23 protein-coding genes are annotated in these 21,153 nt (G+C 28.9%); 5 read left to right on the top strand and 18 right to left on the bottom strand.

Annotation, left to right across the window (positions count from 1 at the left end; translation table 11 throughout):
• The first annotated feature begins 75 nt into the window (after window positions 1-75).
• Together IEW75_RS10790 and IEW75_RS10785 are read left to right on the top strand one after the other, a co-directional pair.
• Window positions 76-507, top strand: coding sequence for a hypothetical protein (locus IEW75_RS10790; protein WP_134246447.1), 432 nt, complete (start codon window positions 76-78; stop codon window positions 505-507).
• A 20-nt stretch (window positions 508-527) separates the two neighbouring features.
• Window positions 528-950, top strand: coding sequence for a hypothetical protein (locus IEW75_RS10785; RefSeq protein WP_134246446.1), 423 nt, complete (start codon window positions 528-530; stop codon window positions 948-950).
• Here the strand turns inward: IEW75_RS10785 and bshC are convergent.
• The 7 genes from bshC to IEW75_RS10750 all read right to left on the bottom strand — a co-directional run bounded on the left by bshC (window position 947) and on the right by IEW75_RS10750 (window position 5,898).
• Window positions 947-2,539, bottom strand: a complete 1,593-nt coding sequence (gene bshC, locus IEW75_RS10780; protein ID WP_134246445.1) for a bacillithiol biosynthesis cysteine-adding enzyme BshC — start codon at window positions 2,537-2,539, stop codon at window positions 947-949. The genes IEW75_RS10785 and bshC overlap by 4 nt on opposite strands.
• Window positions 2,540-2,545: 6 nt before the next feature.
• A complete protein-coding gene (locus tag IEW75_RS10775) occupies window positions 2,546-3,199 on the bottom strand; it encodes a methyltransferase domain-containing protein (protein ID WP_134246444.1) in 654 nt (217 codons plus the stop codon).
• A gap of 8 nt (window positions 3,200-3,207) precedes the next feature.
• Window positions 3,208-3,663: a hypothetical protein gene (locus IEW75_RS10770; RefSeq protein ID WP_134246443.1), complete on the bottom strand. Its 456-nt coding sequence runs from the start codon at window positions 3,661-3,663 to the stop codon at window positions 3,208-3,210.
• Between the two features lie 178 nt (window positions 3,664-3,841).
• Window positions 3,842-4,261: a hypothetical protein gene (locus tag IEW75_RS10765; RefSeq protein ID WP_134246442.1), complete on the bottom strand. Its 420-nt coding sequence runs from the start codon at window positions 4,259-4,261 to the stop codon at window positions 3,842-3,844.
• A 61-nt stretch (window positions 4,262-4,322) separates the two neighbouring features.
• Window positions 4,323-5,006: a hypothetical protein gene (locus tag IEW75_RS10760; RefSeq protein ID WP_134246441.1), complete on the bottom strand. Its 684-nt coding sequence runs from the start codon at window positions 5,004-5,006 to the stop codon at window positions 4,323-4,325.
• 11 nt (window positions 5,007-5,017) lie between these two features.
• A complete protein-coding gene (locus tag IEW75_RS10755; RefSeq protein ID WP_134246440.1) occupies window positions 5,018-5,512 on the bottom strand; it encodes a hypothetical protein in 495 nt (164 codons plus the stop codon).
• A 149-nt stretch (window positions 5,513-5,661) separates the two neighbouring features.
• Window positions 5,662-5,898 carry an adenine nucleotide alpha hydrolase family protein gene (locus IEW75_RS10750; RefSeq protein WP_373286320.1) on the bottom strand — a complete coding sequence of 79 codons (237 nt, stop codon included), beginning with the start codon at window positions 5,896-5,898 and terminating at the stop codon, window positions 5,662-5,664.
• A 224-nt stretch (window positions 5,899-6,122) separates the two neighbouring features.
• On the opposite strand from IEW75_RS10750, the gene IEW75_RS10745 reads away from it, so the two are divergent.
• Complete coding sequence (locus IEW75_RS10745; protein WP_134246438.1) at window positions 6,123-8,594, top strand: M14 family metallopeptidase; 2,472 nt, start codon at window positions 6,123-6,125, stop codon at window positions 8,592-8,594.
• Window positions 8,595-8,640: 46 nt separating this feature from the next.
• On the opposite strand, the gene rimO is transcribed toward IEW75_RS10745, so the two are convergent.
• The 7 genes from rimO to IEW75_RS10710 form a co-directional block, all read right to left on the bottom strand.
• The gene (gene rimO / locus IEW75_RS10740) at window positions 8,641-9,954 is read right to left on the bottom strand and encodes a 30S ribosomal protein S12 methylthiotransferase RimO (RefSeq protein ID WP_134246437.1); all 1,314 of its coding nucleotides are present in this window, start codon (window positions 9,952-9,954) and stop codon (window positions 8,641-8,643) included.
• Window positions 9,955-10,020: 66 nt separating this feature from the next.
• Complete coding sequence (locus tag IEW75_RS10735) at window positions 10,021-11,673, bottom strand: amidase family protein (protein ID WP_134246436.1); 1,653 nt, start codon at window positions 11,671-11,673, stop codon at window positions 10,021-10,023.
• An 80-nt stretch (window positions 11,674-11,753) separates the two neighbouring features.
• Window positions 11,754-12,707, bottom strand: a complete 954-nt coding sequence (gene ftsY, locus IEW75_RS10730) for a signal recognition particle-docking protein FtsY (RefSeq protein WP_134246435.1) — start codon at window positions 12,705-12,707, stop codon at window positions 11,754-11,756.
• Window positions 12,708-12,796: 89 nt separating this feature from the next.
• Window positions 12,797-12,949 carry a DUF4295 domain-containing protein gene (locus IEW75_RS10725; RefSeq protein WP_134246434.1) on the bottom strand — a complete coding sequence of 51 codons (153 nt, stop codon included), beginning with the start codon at window positions 12,947-12,949 and terminating at the stop codon, window positions 12,797-12,799.
• Window positions 12,950-12,989: 40 nt separating this feature from the next.
• A complete protein-coding gene (rpmG, locus tag IEW75_RS10720) occupies window positions 12,990-13,175 on the bottom strand; it encodes a 50S ribosomal protein L33 (RefSeq protein WP_089377388.1) in 186 nt (61 codons plus the stop codon).
• Between the two features lie 6 nt (window positions 13,176-13,181).
• Window positions 13,182-13,421 (bottom strand): 50S ribosomal protein L28, encoded by a 240-nt coding sequence (gene rpmB / locus IEW75_RS10715; protein ID WP_134246433.1) that lies wholly within the window; start codon window positions 13,419-13,421, stop codon window positions 13,182-13,184.
• Between the two features lie 79 nt (window positions 13,422-13,500).
• On the bottom strand, window positions 13,501-14,745 hold the full coding sequence (locus IEW75_RS10710; RefSeq protein ID WP_134246432.1) for a competence/damage-inducible protein A: 1,245 nt from the start codon (window positions 14,743-14,745) through the stop codon (window positions 13,501-13,503).
• Window positions 14,746-14,856: 111 nt separating this feature from the next.
• Between IEW75_RS10710 and IEW75_RS10705 the strand changes: the two genes are divergently transcribed.
• Window positions 14,857-15,267, top strand: coding sequence for a hypothetical protein (locus IEW75_RS10705; protein WP_134246431.1), 411 nt, complete (start codon window positions 14,857-14,859; stop codon window positions 15,265-15,267).
• Window positions 15,268-15,345: 78 nt separating this feature from the next.
• On the opposite strand, the gene IEW75_RS10700 is transcribed toward IEW75_RS10705, so the two are convergent.
• The 3 genes from IEW75_RS10700 to IEW75_RS10690 form a co-directional block, all read right to left on the bottom strand.
• Window positions 15,346-15,957, bottom strand: coding sequence for a fumarylacetoacetate hydrolase family protein (locus IEW75_RS10700; RefSeq protein ID WP_134246430.1), 612 nt, complete (start codon window positions 15,955-15,957; stop codon window positions 15,346-15,348).
• Window positions 15,958-15,970: 13 nt separating this feature from the next.
• Window positions 15,971-16,444 (bottom strand): hypothetical protein, encoded by a 474-nt coding sequence (locus IEW75_RS10695; RefSeq protein ID WP_134246429.1) that lies wholly within the window; start codon window positions 16,442-16,444, stop codon window positions 15,971-15,973.
• 101 nt (window positions 16,445-16,545) lie between these two features.
• Window positions 16,546-17,385: a 1,4-dihydroxy-2-naphthoyl-CoA synthase gene (locus IEW75_RS10690; RefSeq protein ID WP_134246428.1), complete on the bottom strand. Its 840-nt coding sequence runs from the start codon at window positions 17,383-17,385 to the stop codon at window positions 16,546-16,548.
• A gap of 172 nt (window positions 17,386-17,557) precedes the next feature.
• Here IEW75_RS10690 and IEW75_RS10685 point away from each other — a divergent pair, with 172 nt between their 5' ends.
• The gene (locus tag IEW75_RS10685) at window positions 17,558-19,942 is read left to right on the top strand and encodes a GAF domain-containing protein (protein WP_134246427.1); all 2,385 of its coding nucleotides are present in this window, start codon (window positions 17,558-17,560) and stop codon (window positions 19,940-19,942) included.
• Here the strand turns inward: IEW75_RS10685 and IEW75_RS10680 are convergent.
• Window positions 19,939-21,153, bottom strand: a complete 1,215-nt coding sequence (locus IEW75_RS10680; RefSeq protein WP_134247176.1) for a Pycsar system effector family protein — start codon at window positions 21,151-21,153, stop codon at window positions 19,939-19,941. The genes IEW75_RS10685 and IEW75_RS10680 overlap by 4 nt on opposite strands.

The following is a 21,153-nucleotide window of genomic DNA, read 5'->3' as shown; positions in this document are numbered from 1 at the left end:
AGAAATACTAAACATTCAAGAAATTTAATTTTTAGTATATTTGATTTTTTACATTTAAAAAAATAAAATTAACTTATGAAAACTTTTAAATTTCTTTTACTTCTTATTTTTGTTACATCAATTTCTTGTAAAGAAGAAAAGCCAAAACAAAAAACTAACATTAATAGTAAAGTAGCGGTTAAGCATTATATTTGCTTAAATAAATGTGAGAATAGTGGGTCAGATGCACAAGGCGTTTGTCCAACTTGTAATACTCCGTACACTCATAATGTTGCTTTTCATAATGATGATTTATTGAAAAATGGACCTTTAAAAGTTCCCATTAATACACCAACTTCTAATCAAAATAATGCAATCACGCCGCCTGCGCCAGCTGCTGCACAAAATGCTGCTGGTGTGTATCATTATACTTGCACCAACGGATGTGTTGGGGGCGCTGGATCAATGGTAGATTGTAAATCTTGTGGAACTCCACTCGAACATAATCAAGCATATCATAATAATTAATAATTTCTCAAATATAACATATGGCATTTTCATTTTCTAAACTATTTAATAAGCCAAAAGAGGTTCCTTCAAATTCGGAAATCATAGAAAAAATTGATTTTAAAGGGGGTACAAAATATGCTAAAAATGAAACCAATATTGTGTATGCAGATATTGAGGAATTAGGAGGATTCCCTTATCTTAAAACTGTTATTATTGGTGATACTTCTGTGAATATTAAAAGAACAGGTTGTACAGTTTCATTTAATTTTAACAATGAATCTATTAAATTAAATTCCGATAACACGACTATAGAATCTAACAAAATTAAAAATACAAATGTTTATTTTACTGAAATAGATTTTGAATTAAATGAACAAGAAGCTGCTAAAATTAAAGGGAGCAAAGTAACAACTATGGAATACGGTTTTAAAAATAAAATTATCCCTTTTAAACCTCTTTAATATTCTACTACTGTAAATTCCAATTTTAGTGGTTGCAGTGCATCTAGCAACATGGGAATTAAATCAATACCTAATTCTAAATAAATTTCTGAAAAATTGCGTGTCCGCTCCTCTAAACTTTGATTTGGGAATAACTGGTTTTGTATAAATTCAATTCTAGTAACTATATCTGCTAGTTTTCTTTTTTGAGCTTTTAACAATCTTTTTTCTAAATTATCAAGTCCATTTAATTGCTTTTGCTCTTGTGCATTTACAGCTCCAATAAACGATTTATCCGTTCGCTTTGCCAATTCTTTTAAATCTAAAAACTGTTCTTGCAAAAACAACCTCTGCTCTGAAAAATCAATTTTTATATCTGAAACTTCTTTTACTTTTTTATTAATTAACATTTCTTGCTTATAAAAAAGCTCTTGCAATGTCACTTTTAACTTATTTAACTTAACTAATTGTTTTTCAGAAATTAACAATACAGAATTTCGTAATAATAAAATTGGAAATGGCGTATTCAGTTTTGAAAAGTAATCTTTTAACTGAAACCAATATGCCAGTTCTCCTCCTCCACCAATATAACATAAATTAGGTAAAATTATTTCTTGATACAACGGACGCATAATCACATTTGGACTGAAACGCTCTGGAAAATTAGTAACTTCATTCAATATCTCTTCTTTAGAAAAAATAATTGATGTGTTGTTTATTTTATATTCATTATTTTCATAAATAATACGTTCTCTTAAATTACCTTTTAAATAAAAAAGATTAATTTCTCTTGGATTTACCTGAATACTATAATTCTCGGCTAACTTTTTACTGGTTTTAGATACCTCACTATAAGAAGTGTTATTTAGTAATTCATCTTTAACAATTGGACCAAACTCTTTTTTTAATGCAGCATCATCACCATCAATAATTACCAAGCCATATTCACCAAAAAGAACGTTCACTAAATATCGGGTTGCGTCTGTTAAATTAGTGTGTTTCAAGTACGCACTCTCAAATATTTTTTTTATTGAATTTGCATTATTTGAGTTTCCTAATTCTTCTGAAAAAGCTTTAAAGATCGTATCAAAGCCATCGGTTTTTAACCTTCCAACTGCTCCACTACTCTCTCTATCCCAAACGACCTTCTTTCCTTTAAAATTAAAATAATTAATTTCATCAAAATCGTGATCCTCAGTGGCCATCCAATATACTGGCACAAAATTATACTGTGGAAATTGAATTGCTAATTGTTTTGTTAGATTTATGGTAGAAACTATTTTATACAAAAAATACAAAGGACCTGTAAAGATATTTAATTGATGTCCTGTTGTTATTGTAAAGGTACTCTCCTCTGTTAAAGAACTTATATTTTTCTCGGTTAAACCACTTTTATTTAGACTATTATACTGTCTTATAAGTGACTTAACTAAAATTTCTCTGGATGATTCCCCAAATGAAGACCGCTTTAATTCTAGTTGTTTTTTAAAACCTTCCATATTAGGAAAATTCCCATAAAATTGACCTAAATTGGAACTTTCATCTAAATAATCACCTATTAAATTTGAAAAATATCTTGTTTCTTGAAAAGGTATATGGTGTACTTTCATTAAATTTTAGTGTATTCTTTTAAATAAGGTATATACATATTCTCTGGTATTTCCAGATGGCTGTGTATATGTGTAATCAAACGATTTTAGTAATTCAAAATTTACTCCTAAACCTTCTTGCAACATTTCTTCATTATAATTAAAAATATCTAATCCACAGCATTTTTTGGCACCTTCTAAATTAAACTGGGCCAAAATTACGTAACCATTTAATTTAATTAATTTTCTTAGTAACTGAAAATAATTTTCTTGTTGGTGTTTTTCAGTAAAAAAGTGTAATACCGCTCTGTCGTGCCATACATCAATATTTTTTAATTTTAATAATGCTGTTGGGTTTGTTAAATCATCAACTATAAATTCAACATTGGAATTTGTTTCAATTGTTAAATTAGATTTTAATGCTGTTAAGGCAGATGCTGCAATATCATTTACAATAATATTTTTATAACCTAATGCTAACAATTTACTTATTAAAGTAGTAGCCCCTGCTCCTGCATTAAAAATAAGGGCATCTTTTGGTAAATTGCATTCCTCAATTAATTTTAATGATGGCGTAGGATTTTCTTCATACCAACCTAAATTATCTATTGAAGATTTTTGGTATGCATTGTTCCAATGTTTTTTAAAATTATAATCTGAATTTAAGTCATCATTATTCATAAAACACGTTACTTGATACGAATATATTTTTCAATAATATACCTTTTCATATTTAACTCTTTAACTTCTTCTGTTCCAGATTGAATAAGAGAATCTCCTTTAATCTCTACTTTAAATGGAAAAGTATGGTTTCTAAATTGTAAATTATCAATATAACTAAGTTTTTCAACATAGTCATTTCCATTTAAGGAATAAGTTCCAGCTCCACCATAAAAACCTTCTGAAGATTCTTTTTGTTGGTTGAAAAATGCGAAATGAGTTTTATTAATTATTTTTATAAATTCTGACTTTGAAATATCCCTAATTTGAATAGAGTCATTTTCACGAATTTCACCGTAAACAAGTTTCCAGGTACCTTCAATTTTACTTAAATCTTCTTTACTAGAATCTTTCAAATTATTAACATTGCTATTACACGCAGTTAAAAATGTAACAACAAACACTATAACAATAATATTTTTCATTGTAACTTAGTTAATTTTAATTAAAATATAAAAGTAAACAATTTATGTAGTATGTCGAAACCAAATTAAACATCTAACAAATTTTTAACTTATTTTAAAAAATACACTAAAAAAAAGCTGTTTAAAAATTATTGCGTACTTTAAAACAGCTTATTTATTTGTTTTAATAACTATTAAATTACTCGGTTTTTTTCACTCTCTTTACTGTTTTTAATAATTCAATTGAGATAGGGTCGTATTTTTCAATACTATACACAATGGTATCTTTATTTTTTGGATTAATGGAATTTTTATTAACAATGTTACCATTAGTATCACGCGCCAAAACAATTAAATATCCAAATCTTATTTGCGTATCCATAGCTAATTGTAAATCTTCTAAATCAGCAGCATTTTGCATTTCTTTTTTAAACACTTCTTTTTCAGCATCATAAAACTGTTTCTGATATTCTATATTTTCCATTGCAAGTAATCTTTTGTAAAAATCTTCTTTATGCTCTAAATTATTCTTTTTAATTGTAGTAATTAATAAGTTAATTTCTGCATAATCATCTGGAATATTAAACTTATACTTAGGCTCACAAGATGTAAACTGCATACAAATAAATAGCAATAATCCTTTTTAAAATAATATTTCTCATAACTTAGTTATTGTTTAATTACTCAACTTTAATATCATTAATATATAGTGCTGAGGTACTGCCGTGCAATTTTTTATTTTGAAGTTCCATAGCTTTTTTATATAATACATCATATTTTTCAATACTATACGTTAATACAGTTCTTTGTTCTAATGGAACAGCATCAAAATTAACAATGTTATTATTAGTATCACGTGCTAATAAATTTAAATAAGAATATTTAGTATGCACCTGATTAGAAAGTTCAACGTCTCCTAATTCTTTTGATTTACCTAATGCATCGAAAAAATTGCGTTCTTCTTTATAATAAAAATCGAGCTTTTCATCATCAGAAATATCTGATACTAAAATTTTATAAAAAGGCTCTTTTTCATCTAAATTATGTTTTTTAATAGTGGCTATAAATACATTTAACTTTGTTAATCGTTGTTGTTTATCCATTTCATAATTCTGTTTAATAAGTGGAATGGCCTTTTCAATATTAGACATAATTTCAGAATGGTTTAAACCTTCATAATCTGCTTCTTCTAAAACAACTTTAAAATATGCTGTATTTTTAACACCCTTTTTTAAGAGTTCACTTTTAAAATAATCAACATAAAATTGATCAGATTTTTTTAACATTAAGTTTTCTTCCCTTTTTGTATCACAGGACATTAATATCATAAATATCCCAAAAAATAATAGTGTGAAATTTTTCATAATTATATTTTTTAATTTAATTCACTACCTTTATAATAATATCTTGTTGCAGATCCGATACCTACACCATCCGCAAAATGATATGAATATTGTGGAACTCCCATTATTACTAATTTTCTTTGAATCTCTAGCCAATACATTGCACTATAAGTTACCCTACTAGCCCAGTCTGGAGTTTTTACGTGTGCAGGATTATCGCATGAATTATAATAGTTTGGATAAGTTCTAACTAAACAATAATATATTACATAAGAACTATCATTTATTGATAATCTCTTATATTTTTCTGTATATGTATAAGTAGTACTTGGAGGTGGCATACCATCTTGGTATACATATTCATAAATACTTACATTAGGCCCTGAATACATAATATTTGAATTTATACTGTAATTATCAGTAAATGGATATAAATTTGAAGCTGAATATAATTCTGCATTATCAGTCCCCCAATAGGGTTGAGGATAATAGCTTTGAGAAAAAATAGAACTAGTAAAAAACAGCATTAATAAAATTAAGATAAAATTATTACAAACTGATTTTTTATGTTACACTCCCTAAGCTTTGTGTGTGTGTGTGTGTCTTTCATAGTAAATATTTTATAAATTTATAAACTAAAATTATTAAATATAAAACTGAAATTACATGATAAATATCATACTTTAATAAATTTCACAATACCAAAACTTGAATCCCACATATCTTCTTTTTCTGAAGGATATGTTTTTAACTCTTTTTTTCCAATTTGAAAAGCTATTAGATTTTTAAAAATTGGTCCATCGAAAACAAAGGTATGAAATTCACCGTTTTCACCACAAACATCTGCATTTTTAGGTAAATCACTTATAAATTGTTGATTAAGAATTCTTCCAACAAAACTTATGTCCGACAAATTAGTATTTGCAGAAACCGTTATTATCTTAAAAACCAGATCAATAAATTATTTTCTGTAAAATTTTCTGAAATGCTAAGGCTAAACCCTTTCCTATATTTCTATTAATATATATATTTTATATGATATCAATTTATAGGTAAAAATAAAACATTCTTCAGTATTTAATCAACAAATTAATTAAGTTTATTTAAGTACATTTGGAACTTTAATTTTTATAATTTATGAAGAAATTACGACTTTTACTTATTTTTAGCTTATTTATTACAATAGTTAGTTTTGCGCAAACAATACAATCTCCTTCTGAATTTTTAGGATATGAATTAGGTTCCAGATTTTCAAACGATCATAAAGTGGTTGACTATTTTTTGTATGTTAGTGAAACTTCAAAAAGTGTACAGCTTCAAAAATATGGCGAAACAAACGAACATAGACCGTTATATGTATCATATATTTCTTCTGAAGAAAATATTGCAAATTTAGAAAAAATTAGAGACGCTAATTTAAAAAGAACAGGGATCTTGCAGGGCCAACATGATTCTGAAATTGGTATTGTTTGGCTAAGTTATAACGTACACGGAAATGAAGCTTCAAGTTCTGAAGCTGCTATGTTAACACTATATAAATTAATTACCGAAAAGCAAGATTGGCTTAAAAATACAGTTGTAATTATAGATCCGTGCGCAAATCCTGATGGACGCGATAGGTATGTTAATTGGTATAACCAAACAAAAAGTACTCCCTATAATACAAATCCAGATGTTACAGAACATAACGAACCTTGGCCTAGCGGTAGACCAAACCATTATTTATTCGATTTAAACAGAGATTGGGCTTGGGCAACACAAATTGAAACACAACAGCGCTTACACGTTTATAACAAATGGATGCCACATATTCACGTAGATTTTCACGAACAAGGATATAACAGTCCTTATTATTTTGCTCCTGCAGCAGAACCTTTTCACGAAATTATTACAGACTGGCAACGAGAATTTCAAATTCAAATTGGAAAAAATCACGCAAGTTATTTTGATAAAGAAGGTTGGCGGTATTTTACAAAAGAATCTTTTGATTTATTATACCCAAGTTATGGCGATACCTATCCAACTTATATGGGAGCAATTGGTATGACCTACGAACAAGCAGGGCACGGAAGAGCGGGCTTAGGAATTATTACTGAAAACACAACCGTTTTAACCTTAAAAGATAGAATTGCACACCACACAACCACAGGACTTTCAACAGTTGAAGTTGCAGCTAAAAATACATCAAAAATGCTTGATGAATTTTCAAAATTTTTCGATAACTCTAACTTAAAACACAAAAATTACATTCTAAGAGGTGCTCCTGAAAAAATTAAAAGTGTAATGAAGCTTTTGGAAAAACACGAACTAAAGTTTTATTTTTCTGAAGGGAAAAGCGTAAAAGCATATAGTTACAACACTAAATCAACTGAAAATTTTAAAACGAACAAAAACGATTTAATAATACCTACAAACCAACCAAAAGGAAAAATGGTAAAAGTTTTGTTTGAGCAACAAACTAAACTTTCTACTCCAATAACATACGACATCACAGCTTGGAGTTTAATATACGCATACGGTTTACAAGGTTTTGCTACGAAAAACACTATAAATATTGAATCTAATTTAGCACAAATTGATAAAAAATTTATTACAAATAATAGTGCAAAAAACGCATATGCGTACCTGCATAAATGGAATGAAATTTCTGATGCAGAATTGTTAGGAGATTTCTTAGAAGAAGGGTTTAATGTGCGATTTAGTGAAAAAGATTTTAAGGTTGAAGGAAATCAATTTAAAAAAGGTTCATTAATTGTAATGCGAGGTGAAAACGAACACATTTCTAATTTTGATGAAATTATTGTTGAAATAGCAAACCGTTTACAAAAAAAACTCACTACAACAAACACTGGTTTTGTTAGTAGTGGGGCCGATTTTGGTTCTTCACACGTAAAACTTATAAAATCCAAAAACATTGCAGTTTTAGCCGGTGAAGGGACTTCCTCTTTAAGTTTTGGTGAAATTTGGCACTTTTTTGAAACACAATTAAACTATCCATTAAATGTTATTAATACTGAGGATATTAACCGAATTGATGCGTCTAAATATCATGTTTTAATTTTGCCAAATGGATATAAAACCAATGAACAAGCATTAAAAAAGTTAAGTACTTTTGCCACTGAAGGTGGAAATATTGTTGCAATCGGAAACGCCGTTAGTAATTTTGCAGACACAAAATCATTTGGTTTAAAAACAAAAAATGCTAGCGAAAAAGATACTACCAATTCCAAACCAAATTTAATCCCTTACGATCAACAAGAAAACGAATATATTAAAAAAGCAATTACTGGAAGTATCTTTAAAAGTACTGTTGATGATTCGCACCCATTAGGGTTTGGTTACAGCAATAACTATTATAGTTTAAAACAAAGTTCAGCTGCTTATCAATTGTTAGAAAAAGGTTACAATGTTGCTTATTTCCCTGAAGATTTTAAACATATTTCTGGTTATGCGGGTTCAACTGCTTTAAAAGAAATTCCAAATTCACTGTTATTTGGTATTGAAAGAAAAGGTCGTGGAAATATTATTTATATGATCGACAATCCTCTATTTAGATCATTTTGGGAAAACGGAAAACTGTTTTTTGTAAATGCAATATTTTTGAACTAACAAAAAAAGCGAGCTAATGCTCGCTTTTTTTATTGTTATTTTAAAATTAACTTACTGGCTCTCCGTACAAATCAAATTCAGTAGCCGAAGTAATTTTTATTTGAGCAAATTTACCAACTTGAACATAATGCTTAGTTGCATCAATAAGCACCTCATTATCAACATCTGGAGAATCAAATTCAGTTCTTCCAACAAATTCGTTTCCATCTTTTCTATCAATAATTACTTTAAAAGTTTTTCCAACCTTTTCTTGATTTAAATCCCAAGAGATTTGACTCTGAAGTTCCATTATATCGTTAACACGTTGTTGTTTCACTTCTTCTGGAACATTATCTTCTAAATTTGCAGCGTGTGTGTTTTCTTCGTGAGAATATGCAAAAGCCCCTAAACGCTCAAAACGCATTTCTTGTACCCAATCTTTTAATTCTTGAAAAGCTGCTTCAGTTTCACCTGGATAGCCTACAATTAAAGTTGTTCTAATTGCCATATTCGGAACCGATTTTCTGAATTCTGCAATTAAATTCGTTGTTTTTTCATGTGAAGTTCCTCTTCGCATAGACTTTAAAATTGCATCATTTATATGCTGCAACGGAATGTCTAAATAATTACACACTTTTGGTTCGTTATGAATCACTTCCAGCACATCTAAAGGAAAACCTGTTGGGAATGCATAATGTAGGCGAATCCACTCAATTCCTTCAACTTTAGCCAATTCTTTTAATAAATCTGCTAAGGCTCTTTTTTTGTAGATATCTAATCCGTAGTAAGTTAAATCTTGTGCAATTAAAATAAGTTCTTTAATTCCTTTTTTAGCTAGTTTTGAAGCTTCAATAACTAGGTCTTCAATTGGAGTTGAAACATGTTTTCCACGCATTAACGGAATGGCGCAAAACGAACAAGGTCTATCGCAACCTTCAGCAATTTTTAAATAGGCATAATGCGTAGGAGTTGTTGTTAAACGCTCACCCACTAATTCATGTTTATAGTCTGCTTCTAATACTTTTAATAAATTAGGTAAATCATGTGTTCCAAAATACTCATCAACATTAGGAATTTCCTTTTGTAAGTCTGGTTTATAACGTTCACTTAAACAGCCCGAAACATATACTCGATCAACTTCACCTAACTCCTTTTTATTTACGTAATGTAAAATTGTATTTACCGATTCTTCCTTTGCATCACCAATAAAACCACAAGTGTTTATAACTACAATATTGCCATCATCATTTACATCTTCGTGTACAACATTTTTGTTATTTGCTTTTAATTGCCCCATTAAAACTTCACTATCGTAAACGTTTTTTGAGCAACCCAAAGTTACTACGTTAATTTTATTTTCTTTTTTTGACTTAGTTCTCATCTTTGTTATTTAAGGTTTGCAAAAGTACTACTTTTCAACTTTATACCATAAAATAAGCTAAACTCTTTATTTATAACCTTTTGGAAGCTTTCTTACCTTAGTTAGTTTTTCAAAAGCATATCCTAATTGTAGCAATTTTTGTTCTTGATAAGGTTTTGCAATAAATGTTAAACTAATAGGTTCTCCTGATTTCTTATAACCCATTGGTACGGTTAAACAAGGGTATTTGGCAACTGCGGCAAAACCTGCATGGTAATTATTTATAGATAAAATAGCATCTAAATTATAAGCTTCCATCGGAGTACTTAAATATTCAATGCCATTTTTATTTAAATTTTGTTTTACCAATTCAAATGCTTCAGTTGAGGTAGTATCATTTATAATCCCTTCAAATAATTGCTGTCCATAAGGTGCACGTGATATTGAATCGAGTAAGTTTAAATTAACAACATCTTCAACAGAGGAAATTTCAACAGTTGAGTCCGCATAATTTTTTAAATAAATAGGTAAATCATGTTTCATATCAATATTTAGTAGCGTTAAGAAACCATTTAACCTAACTTGAGGTTGTTCAAATTCAATAACCTCTGCTCCTGCTCTTTTTATAATTTGAACAGTTCTTTTATAAATTGAATCTGTTAATAATTCTTTAATTACACCCAATCTTTTTCCCTTTAAAGTTGAAGCTTTTAAAGAATCTACATAATTTAGTTGCATATTATTTCCTTCTGTTGCCATATCTTCGGAATCCTCTCCTAACATAGCTGAAAGAAAAATTGCATTATCTACAACACTTTTAGTCATTGGACCTGGTGTGTCTAAAGTGCTTGAAATTGGTACAATTCCAGTTCTACTTAACAAGCCAATGGTTGGTTTTAGTCCTACCACAGAGTTTTGACTAGATGGTGATAAAATTGAACCAGAAGTTTCAGTACCAACCGCTGCAACTGCAAAATTGGCTGCTACAGTTACACCACTTCCAGAACTTGAACCTCCAGTTTCAAAAATTTTTCTTCCGTAAGGATTAAGCGTTTGACCACCAATGGCACTATAACCAACTGGGCAACCGCTGCAAAAATAATATGCCCACTCACTTAAATTGGCTTTTCCTAAAATTAATGCACCATTTTCCTTTAATTTTTTTACTATAAATGCATCATCTGTAGTGGTATTATTTTGTAGAGCGAATGCTCCAGCAGTTGTTGCCATTCCAATAGTATTAATATTATCTTTTAAAAGTATTGGCAAGCCGAAAACTGTGTTTCTCAAATTTGAAGGTCGTTTTCTATCTTTTTCACGTGCTTCTTTAACAATATTTGAATTTAAAGCAATAATACTATGCAATGCTAAATCATTATTACTTTCAAATTTTCTAATTCTATATAAATAAAATAATACAATTCTTTCATAGGATAAGATGCTATTATTCACATATTCTTGTATAGTTGGAATATCTTTTTCTAAAATAAAAGGAACTAAATTTTGATAATCTTCTTCAGAAAAGTAAGCCAAATCTTCCTCAAATGGTTTAAATACTTCATTCATATCTAAATACTTAGATTGAATTAGTTTAAATTTCATTCTATTAATTTCGTGATTTTGTAGTGCTGCTATTTCAGAGGTTTCATCATATTTTATAAACGTAACAGAACTTTCTTTTTGCTTGCAGGATGTAACTAAAAGAACTAATAATACAACTAAGGAAAAAAGGTTTTTCATGTGATTAGTTTTTATGGAAAGTATAAAAATAAAAAAACCTCTTTAGAAAAAGAGGTTTAAAATATTTTATTTATACTATTTTATTTGAAAAAAGAATCTACAAATTCAATTTTATTAAAAACTTGTAAATCGTTTACCCCTTCGCCAACTCCAATATATTTAACAGGAATTTTAAATTGATCTGATATTCCAATTACAACACCTCCTTTTGCGGTTCCATCTAATTTAGTTACTGCTAAAGAGGTTACTTCGGTTGCTAGTGTAAATTGTTTTGCTTGTTCAAAGGCATTTTGACCAGTTGAACCATCTAAAACTAATAATACATCGTGCGGTGCATCTTCTACAACTTTTTGCATTACACGCTTTATTTTAGTTAATTCGTTCATTAAATTTACTTTATTGTGCAATCTTCCGGCTGTATCAATAATAACTACATCTGCATTTTGAGCTACGGCAGATTTTAAAGTATCAAACGCAACAGAAGCAGGATCACTTCCCATTTCCTGACGTACAATTGGAACATCTACTCTATCTGCCCATACTTGCAATTGATCTATTGCAGCTGCTCTAAAAGTATCTGCAGCACCTAGCACAACGCTTTTTCCGGCCTTTTTAAATTGTGAAGCCAATTTACCTATTGTTGTAGTTTTTCCAACACCATTTACCCCAACAACCATTATTACATAAGGTTTTTTTTCTATTGGAATTGTAAAATCTGTTTCATTACCTACATTTGTTTCCGATAGTAAACCTGCAATTTCTTCTCGAAGAATTTGGTTCAATTCATCTGTTCCCAAATATTTATCTTTGGCAACTCTAGCTTCAATTCTATTAATTATTTTAAGCGTTGTTTCAACACCAACATCTGAAGATACTAGTACTTCTTCTAAATTATCAAGAACATCATCATCAACTTTGGTTTTACCCGCAACTGCCTTTGATAATTTAGAGAAAAAAGAAGTTTTTGTTTTTTCTAAACCTTTATCTAAGGTTTCTTTTTTCTCTTTTGAAAATATTTTTTTAAATAAACTCATTTTCTACAATTTTACACTATAAATATAAAAACAGAAAAGCTACCTTCAAAAGTTTGAAAGTAGCTTTAAAATATTTTAAAAACAAAAATTTATTTTTTGTTCAAAAAGTCTTTTACGTTTGCTGGATCTACAATAGCTTCTACAAAAGTATAAGCACCTGATTTAGGTGATTTTACCATTCTAATAGCTTTGGTTAATCTTTTTGATCCTGTTTGTAACGATGCTACTGATTTCTTTGCCATGGTCTTTGTTATTTGATGTTTTCTAAATGAAAACCTCTAATTATTTAATTTCTTTATGAACAGTCATTTTCTTCAAGATAGGATTGAATTTTTTAATTTCCATTCTATCAGGAGTATTCTTTTTATTCTTAGTAGTAATATATCTAGAAGTACCAGCTTGCCCTGAAGCTTTGTGCTCAGTACATTCTAAAATTACCTGAATTCTGTTTCCTTTAGTCTTTGCCATTACTTATTATTTTTTTAAAAAACCTTTTTCTCTTGCGTCTTTAATAACAGCAGAGATTCCTAATTTATTAATATTCTTTAAAGCAGAAGTAGATACCTTTAAAGTAACCCACTTATCCTCTTCAGGAATATAAAAACGCTTTTTAATTAAATTAGCGTCAAATTTTCTTTTTGTTCTATTCAATGCGTGAGAAACATTGTTTCCAACCATTGCTTTTTTTCCAGTAAGTTCACAAACTCTTGACATATTTCTGTACCTTTTTTATGTATTCTCAAAACGAGATGCAAAATTAATTTTTTAAATCTAAATACACAAACTTATTTGACTAGTTTTTTAAAATTTCTTTTCTAAGCAATTCTAATGCTTTGGTTGAGGCTCTGTTTATTACCTTTTCTCTTGGTTTTCCAAAAAAGTATTCTTTAGAAAAAACCATAGTTGGAGTAGCAATTGCAATAAAAACTGTTCCAACTGTTTTATCTGTTAAATCAGTTGTAGGACCAGCGTTTCCGGTGGTTGCAATTGCGTAATCCGATTTATATTTTTGCTGAATTCCAATAGCCATTGCTTCTGCAACTTCTGCACTTACCACAGAAAAACGCTCAATTAATTCTTTGGCTACATTTAATTCTGAAATTTTTATTGATGCCTGATATGCTACAATTCCTCCCAAAAAATAACCTGATGCACCAGGAATAGCCGTTAACATTTTAGAAATTGCTCCTCCAGTACAACTTTCTGCCACTGCTAAAGTTTGTTTTTTTTCTTTTAACAACTTACTAATGGCAACCTCAATTGTTTCAGTATCATCAAATCCTATAATTATTTCCGGAATTATTTTAAAGAGTTTTTCTACCTCCAAACGTATGCTAGTTTCCAATAACTCTTTTTCAATTCCTTTGGCTGTTAACCTTAGTCGCAACTTTCCGTACGCTGGCAAATACGCTAATTTTATAAAATCAGGCAAATTATCCTCCCAAGTTTCTATGCGCTCGGCAACCATACTTTCTCCCATTCCATAAGTAATTATGGTTTTATGAATAATAAAAGGCAACTTAAAAGTTTTAATCAATTTTGGCAACACACTATCACCCATTAATCCCTTCATTTCATTTGGAACGCCAGGTAAAGAAATTATAACTTTATTATTAACACAAAACCACATTCCTGGAGCTGTTCCCCAATTATTTTTTAAAGGAATACAAGTTGAAGGCACCAACGCTTGGTCTCTATTTATAGCAGAAAAAGGATAATTTAGTTTTGCAAACATTTCTTTAATGTTTGTAACAATTTCTTCATTCAAAACTAATTCATCATTGAAATATTCAGCTAAAGTCAATTTTGTAATATCATCTTTTGTAGGACCTAAACCACCAGTTAAGATAACAATATCCGAATTTAGTTGTGCTTCATTTAAAACTTTTAAAATATGTGCTTTTGAATCTTGAATGGAAGTTATCTGATACACTGAAACTCCAATTTTGTTTAATTCTTCTGCAATCCACTTCGAATTTGAATCTAAAATTTGTCCAATTAAAATTTCATCTCCAATGGTAATTATTTCTGCTTGCATTTTTTTATAAAAATATTTTGATAAAAGTACTAATTCTAACGCAACCTTTTATAAAAATATACATCTAACATAATAAAGAGAAAGTATTAATTAACAACTATTTAGAACGCTATGATTGCACCTGATGAATTAAATGACAACGAACTTATTGAACAAATTGAAAACTGCACCCTAAGCCCTTCTTTTTTTACTCACGAAGTTTTGCTGAGAATGGCATATATTTTAATAGAAAAATATGGACTTGAAACAGCAATTGTTAAAAACTGTGAATTAAAAGAAAATTATTACAAAACAGCTTTAAATAGCAATAAATTTAATTATACGTTAACAAGAGCTTACACCGAAATTTTATATTACTTTATGAATAATTCTAAAAACGGCAGTTTTAATAAATTATTAAGGAATTTTCCAAGGTTACAATATAATTTTAAAGACTTAGTTAAAACGCATTATGGCTACGATATTATGAAAAATCATAGAAAGGAAGCGGAGTATAAAGGACCTATTTTGTTTACTTTTTAATATATTTTAATTTAAACCTCAATATTATCTAAATTTACATTGTAATAAATTTATGCCGTAAAAAAACACTGCGAGCTATTATTTTATTTTTATTGAAAACGCTTCATTTGTAGCTATTGTTCCGTTTAAAACATCATTTTCAATAACTTTTCCAACACCTACTGGAGTCCCTGTAAAAATAATATCACCTTTTTTTAAAGTAAAAAATTGTGAAACATACGCAATAAGCTCGTCTATTTTCCAAAGCATTGCACTGGTGTTTCCATCTTGAACTAGTTCATTATTTTTAGACAAGGTAAATTTTAAATTAGTTAAATCTCCCAAGCTTTCTTTTGGAAAAAATTCTCCAATCACCGCGCTTCCGTCAAAACCTTTGGCTTTTTCCCAAGGCAATCCTTTTTCTTTTAATTTACTTTGTAAATCTCTTGCAGTAAAATCGATTCCTAACCCAATTTCATCGTAATATTTATGTGCAAATTTTTCTTCAATATATTTACCAACCTTATTAATTCTTACTAAAACCTCTACTTCATAATGAATGTCATTAGAAAATGGTGGTATAAAAAAAGGTTGATTTTTAGCTAAAATTGCAGAATCTGGTTTTAAAAATATTACCGGGTTTTCTGGTTTTTCGTTTTGTAATTCTTCTATATGTTTGGCGTAGTTACGCCCTATGCAAATTATTTTCATATTTAATAAGTTTTTATCTTATCCACTTTTTCATTTTCGGAAATTCTTCTTTATTACATAGAGACATCCATTCCAATAACGGTAATCCTAAGTAGTTTTTGTTGTTAAATTGTTCAATTATCCATTTAGAGTCATTTTTATATCCATTCGGGTGAAAAACAATTTCCAAATCAAGATTTAGAAAACAGGAAGCAGCATAAGACCAAAGAATTGCAGCAATTTCTTCGCCATCAGTTGGCCATTTATCTCCAATTTCAGGAGTGCCAATAAGTGGTCTCATTTTCTCTTCTGTTATTGCTATATGGCCAGCCTCATGCAACAGGTCTCCTGGGTATTTTAATTTATCTAAGTCCATTAATATTAAATTCCCTAAAACACTCAGTCCTGGTAGAAATGTGTCATTTGGTAATTTCTGTTCAACTACTATAATGTTTATTGAATGAAGAAAATTAACTATGGTCTCTATAATATTTTGATTATTATTCAATTTTATAAATCTATAGATACATTTTTTAATGAAAATAATTCATTATATAACAATAAAATCTCTTATTTACCATCTAAATTTACAGTATAAGAAAAATAATATTACGGCAAATATTTCTTATCAAAGTTTGGTTTTCTTTTTTCTAAAAAGGCATTTCTTCCTTCTGTTGCTTCTTCTGTCATATACGCTAAACGTGTTGCTTCACCAGCAAAAACTTGTTGCCCAACCATTCCGTCATCGGTTAAATTCATGGCGAATTTTAACATTTTAATAGATGTTGGAGATTTTTCTAAAATTTCTTGTGCCCATTCATAAGCAGTATTTTCTAAATCGTCGTGTGGAATTACGGCATTTACCATTCCCATTTCAAAAGCCTCTTGTGCAGAATAATTTCTTCCCAAGAAAAATATTTCACGTGCTTTTTTTTGTCCTACCATTTTAGCTAAATATGCAGAACCGTAACCACCATCAAAACTGGTAACATCGGCATCGGTTTGTTTAAAAATTGCGTGTTCTTTACTTGCTAAGGTTAAATCGCACACTACGTGCAAACTATGTCCGCCACCAACAGCCCAACCAGGAACCAAAGCAATTACAACTTTTGGCATAAAACGAATTAAACGTTGTACATCTAATATATTTAACCTATGATAATTATCTTCACCTACATAACCTTGATGTCCACGTGCTCGTTGATCACCTCCACTACAAAAACTATACACACCATCTTTAGTACTTGGTCCTTCGGCACTTAATAAAACCACGCCAATATTTAAATCTTCTTGTGCGTCGTGAAATGCTTCTAACAATTCGCTAGTTGTTTTTGGTCTAAAGGCATTTCTAACATTTGGTCGGTTAAATGCAATACGAGCAACTCCCCCACTTTTTTTATAGGTTATATCTTCAAATTTCTTTACTGTCTTCCAATTTATAGTACTCATGTTATAAGTTTTGAAAGGTAAAAATAATTCATTTTAATGTTTATTTACAAGCTATATTAAAAAATATTAAACACAATGTAACATAGGAAACTGGAATTCGTCATATTTACTGTAATTTTGAATGCTTTTGAGCGACAAAATTTGCGCTTGGATGCTAATAAATATAGAAGAAATGAAAATTATACCGTCAAACAATACAACTAAATCTGAATTACCTTTAAAACATAAAATTAGTTTTGAGGCCATTTTTATATATTTAGAGACTATTGCTAAAGATAAAAATCATTTATTATATAGTTTTGCAGTGCAGCTTTTAGAGGAATATAAAAACTACCCAGAACTTAGAGATGGTTTTGAAGATTCTTGCTATTTAGAAAAATACAATGTTCAAATAGATCGTTTATTAGATATTCTTTTTCCAGAATTGTTGCAAACAAACGAAATAAAGGCAGCAAGTATTCCTTTTGAATTTACAACCTTTAAATTATCGAAACGTTTTGAGCAGATTCTTAATGATGCAGGCGAAGATTATACATTTGAATTACGAAATTATGCAAATGAGAACATTTACATAATGGCATGTACATTTATTTTAGCCTATTGTTATGATACTGTTGTAGATTTTAAAAGACCTTTTTATTATGATATTCCAAACAAGAAAACAGGAATTATAAAACACTACAGAACCTTGTATAATGGTGATTTCTTTAAAGTTTCACCCTCTGAAAATGCTCCTAAAATTACAGAAGATGATATTAAAGTATTGTTAGATAATTTTAATAATATTGACCTTTGGAAAGAAAAATTCCCGCCAAATAGCTATAATTTTAGTGGTTTTGGAATTGTAAATTTATTTGATGTTACACAAGATGAATCCTTGTCTAAAATAAAACAAGATTTACTTAGAAAAGATAATAATACGTCTAATGAGCTTGAAAAAAGCATTGGTAGCTTATACAATTCTAAAAATATAAAAATAGGTTTTTCTACTTATAATTCGAAAGAGAGAGATATTCTATTTAAAAATTACAATAACCAAAATAGTTTTATCCAATCTGTAAATTGTAACGAAAAGTGTAGCGATTTCTTTTGTTCAAAAGTCTTCGAAAACCTATTTGAAAAAAGCGAATTAGTTTCAATTTCTGATATTGAAAGATATGGGGAAGCAAGCAATTATAATAAGTTTTACAAAGCCTTAAAAAAACATCAAATAGAAAGCATAATTTTAATTCCGCTCCAGATAAAAGAAGGATTGTTGAACGTTCTAGAAATTGTTTCTACTAAAAAATTTGAACTTAACTCTATAAATGCTAATAAACTAAGAGATATTATCCCTGTTTTTAAAATTGCTATCCATAGATTTATGGATGAATACGAAACTAAGTTAGAATCTATTATTCAAGAAAATTATACATCGCTACATCCTTCTGTAAAATGGAAATTTTATGAAGCTGTAGAAGATATTTTGTTTGAATCTGAAATAAATAACACAAAAGTTAATAATTTAAAAGATATTGTTTTTGAGGATGTAATTCCGCTATACGGCCAAAGTGATATTAAAGGTTCTTCAACCGCACGAAATAATGCCATAAAAGAAGATTTAATTAAACAATTAAATTTAGCTCAAACAATTATTAAAAAAGCGTTTGAAAAATTCAAATTACCTATTTACAACGATTTGTTATTTAGAATTAAAGAATGTCAAAAAAACATTAAAAAAGGATTAAGCTCTGGAGACGAAAATATGTTAACCGATTTTCTTCAAAAAGATATTTACCCTGTTTTTAATCATTTAAAAACAATTGATTCCGATTTAAATGCAGCTATTTCTGATTATATGAATGCCATTGATGATAAGCTTCATGTAATTTATAATGAAAGAAAAAAATACGATGAAAGTGTAAATAAACTTAATGAAACTTTGGCTAGTTTTATTGATGCAAAGCAAGAAGAAGCTCAGGCAATGTTTCCTCATTATTTTGAACGTTACAAAACTGATGGAATTGACCATAATATGTACATTGGACAATCATTGGTTAAAAAACACAAATACAACACTTTATACTTAGAGAACTTGCGCCTTTGGCAATTGCAAATGACATGCGAGTTAGAACGCAAAGCACATGAGTTAAAGAATGTGCTAGAATATCCTTTAGAAATTGCCTCATTAATTTTAGTGCATAGCAATCCGTTAGCAATTAAATTTAGAATGGATGAAAAAAAATTTGATGTAGATGGCGCATACAATATTCGTTACGAGATTATTAAAAAACGTATTGATAAAGTAAATATTAAAAACACGAACGAGAGATTAACCCAGCCAGGAAAAATTGCTATTGTTTATAGTCAGCAAAAAGATATGAATGGGTATATGAAACATATTAAATATTTACAATCTAATAATCTTTTATTGAATGAAGTTGAAAATTTAGAACTGGAAAACCTGCAAGGAATTTCTGGTTTAAAAGCACTTAGAGTTGCTATAAATTACAAAACTAATAATGAAGATGGTATTTCTTTAAAAAAAATAATGGATGTTATTAATAACAAAAATTAACCATTTTTCATATATTCAAAAGCTATTACAAAAGCTACTACAGAAATAATAATTCCTACCATAAAAATGGTATAGGCAATCCTTAAAAGTTTGTATTTCTTTTCTAAAACCAATCCTAAAAAATATAAGTCTTTCATTAATGATTTATATAAATAATCACGATCTTTCATTATTTCTTGCATTCCATCTTGAAAATCTTCTAAAGTCATTTTATGAAAATTTCCAAAAAACAATAAATTCACCTTTTTCTGAGCCACATCTTCCTTCGTAAACTTTCCTGAAGTTACTTTTGGTCTGGTAGATAAAATACTGAATACCATAGTAACAACAGTAATAAAAAGAAAGATTAGTGTTGGATAAATTAAATAATAATTACTGGGTTTGTCTAATTTTGGAAATAATGTTGAAAGTGCTATTGACAAAATAATTGCACTAACAGATAATAAAATATTTGCTTTTGTATCTGCAATGTCACTTAATTTTATATGATTTTTAAGCGTAACTCTAAACATTGTTTCAATACCTCTCTCGGGTCTATCGGCTTTTTCTTGTTTTCTTTCTAAATCCGCTTTTTTTAAGCGCTGTTTTTCTTCAAGCTCTGCTTTCTTTGCAATCGCTTTTTTTACATCCTTTTTAACTCTTAACCAATTTTGTGTTTTCTGGTTATTTAGTTTTTTAAAAGCATAATCCGTAAAATAAGTATGATTACGAATAAAAATTTCATTCTGTTCAATCCATTCAATATCTGTAAAAGTTTTATTATTACAACCTTCCCATTCGCTTCGTAATAAATTAGATTTCTCTTTAAAGTTCTCAGTGCCTAAATGATATAAATCGGCATCGCAAATTATTTTTTCTAACAGATTTGTTGGTTTCTGTGGTATTTTGGTTGCATCTATAATTTTACAAATTTTAACTATTAACTCCTCCGGATAGTTAATCTCTTTTAAATATTTTGCAGCAATTTCTTTACTACTTTCTTCGTGGTTTTCTATATTTTTTATAAAGCCAATATCATGTAACCAAGCCGCTAGTAATAAGACTTCTAAATCTTTTTCAGAAATATTTTCTGCTTGTCCAATTTCTAAAGCAGCATTCACCACTTCTTCGGTGTGCGTAAAATTATGATATACTATTTGCAAAGGAAGTTTCTTTTTTAAACTTTCAAAAACAAATTTTCTTACCTCAATAAATAATTTGCTGTCTAACAT

It is taken from the genome of Lutibacter litoralis, assembly GCF_014646675.1.
Taxonomy (GTDB): Bacteria; Bacteroidota; Bacteroidia; order Flavobacteriales; family Flavobacteriaceae; genus Lutibacter; species Lutibacter litoralis.
Note: the sequence above shows the minus strand (reverse complement) of the source record. Positions and strands in the feature narration are given on the sequence as shown.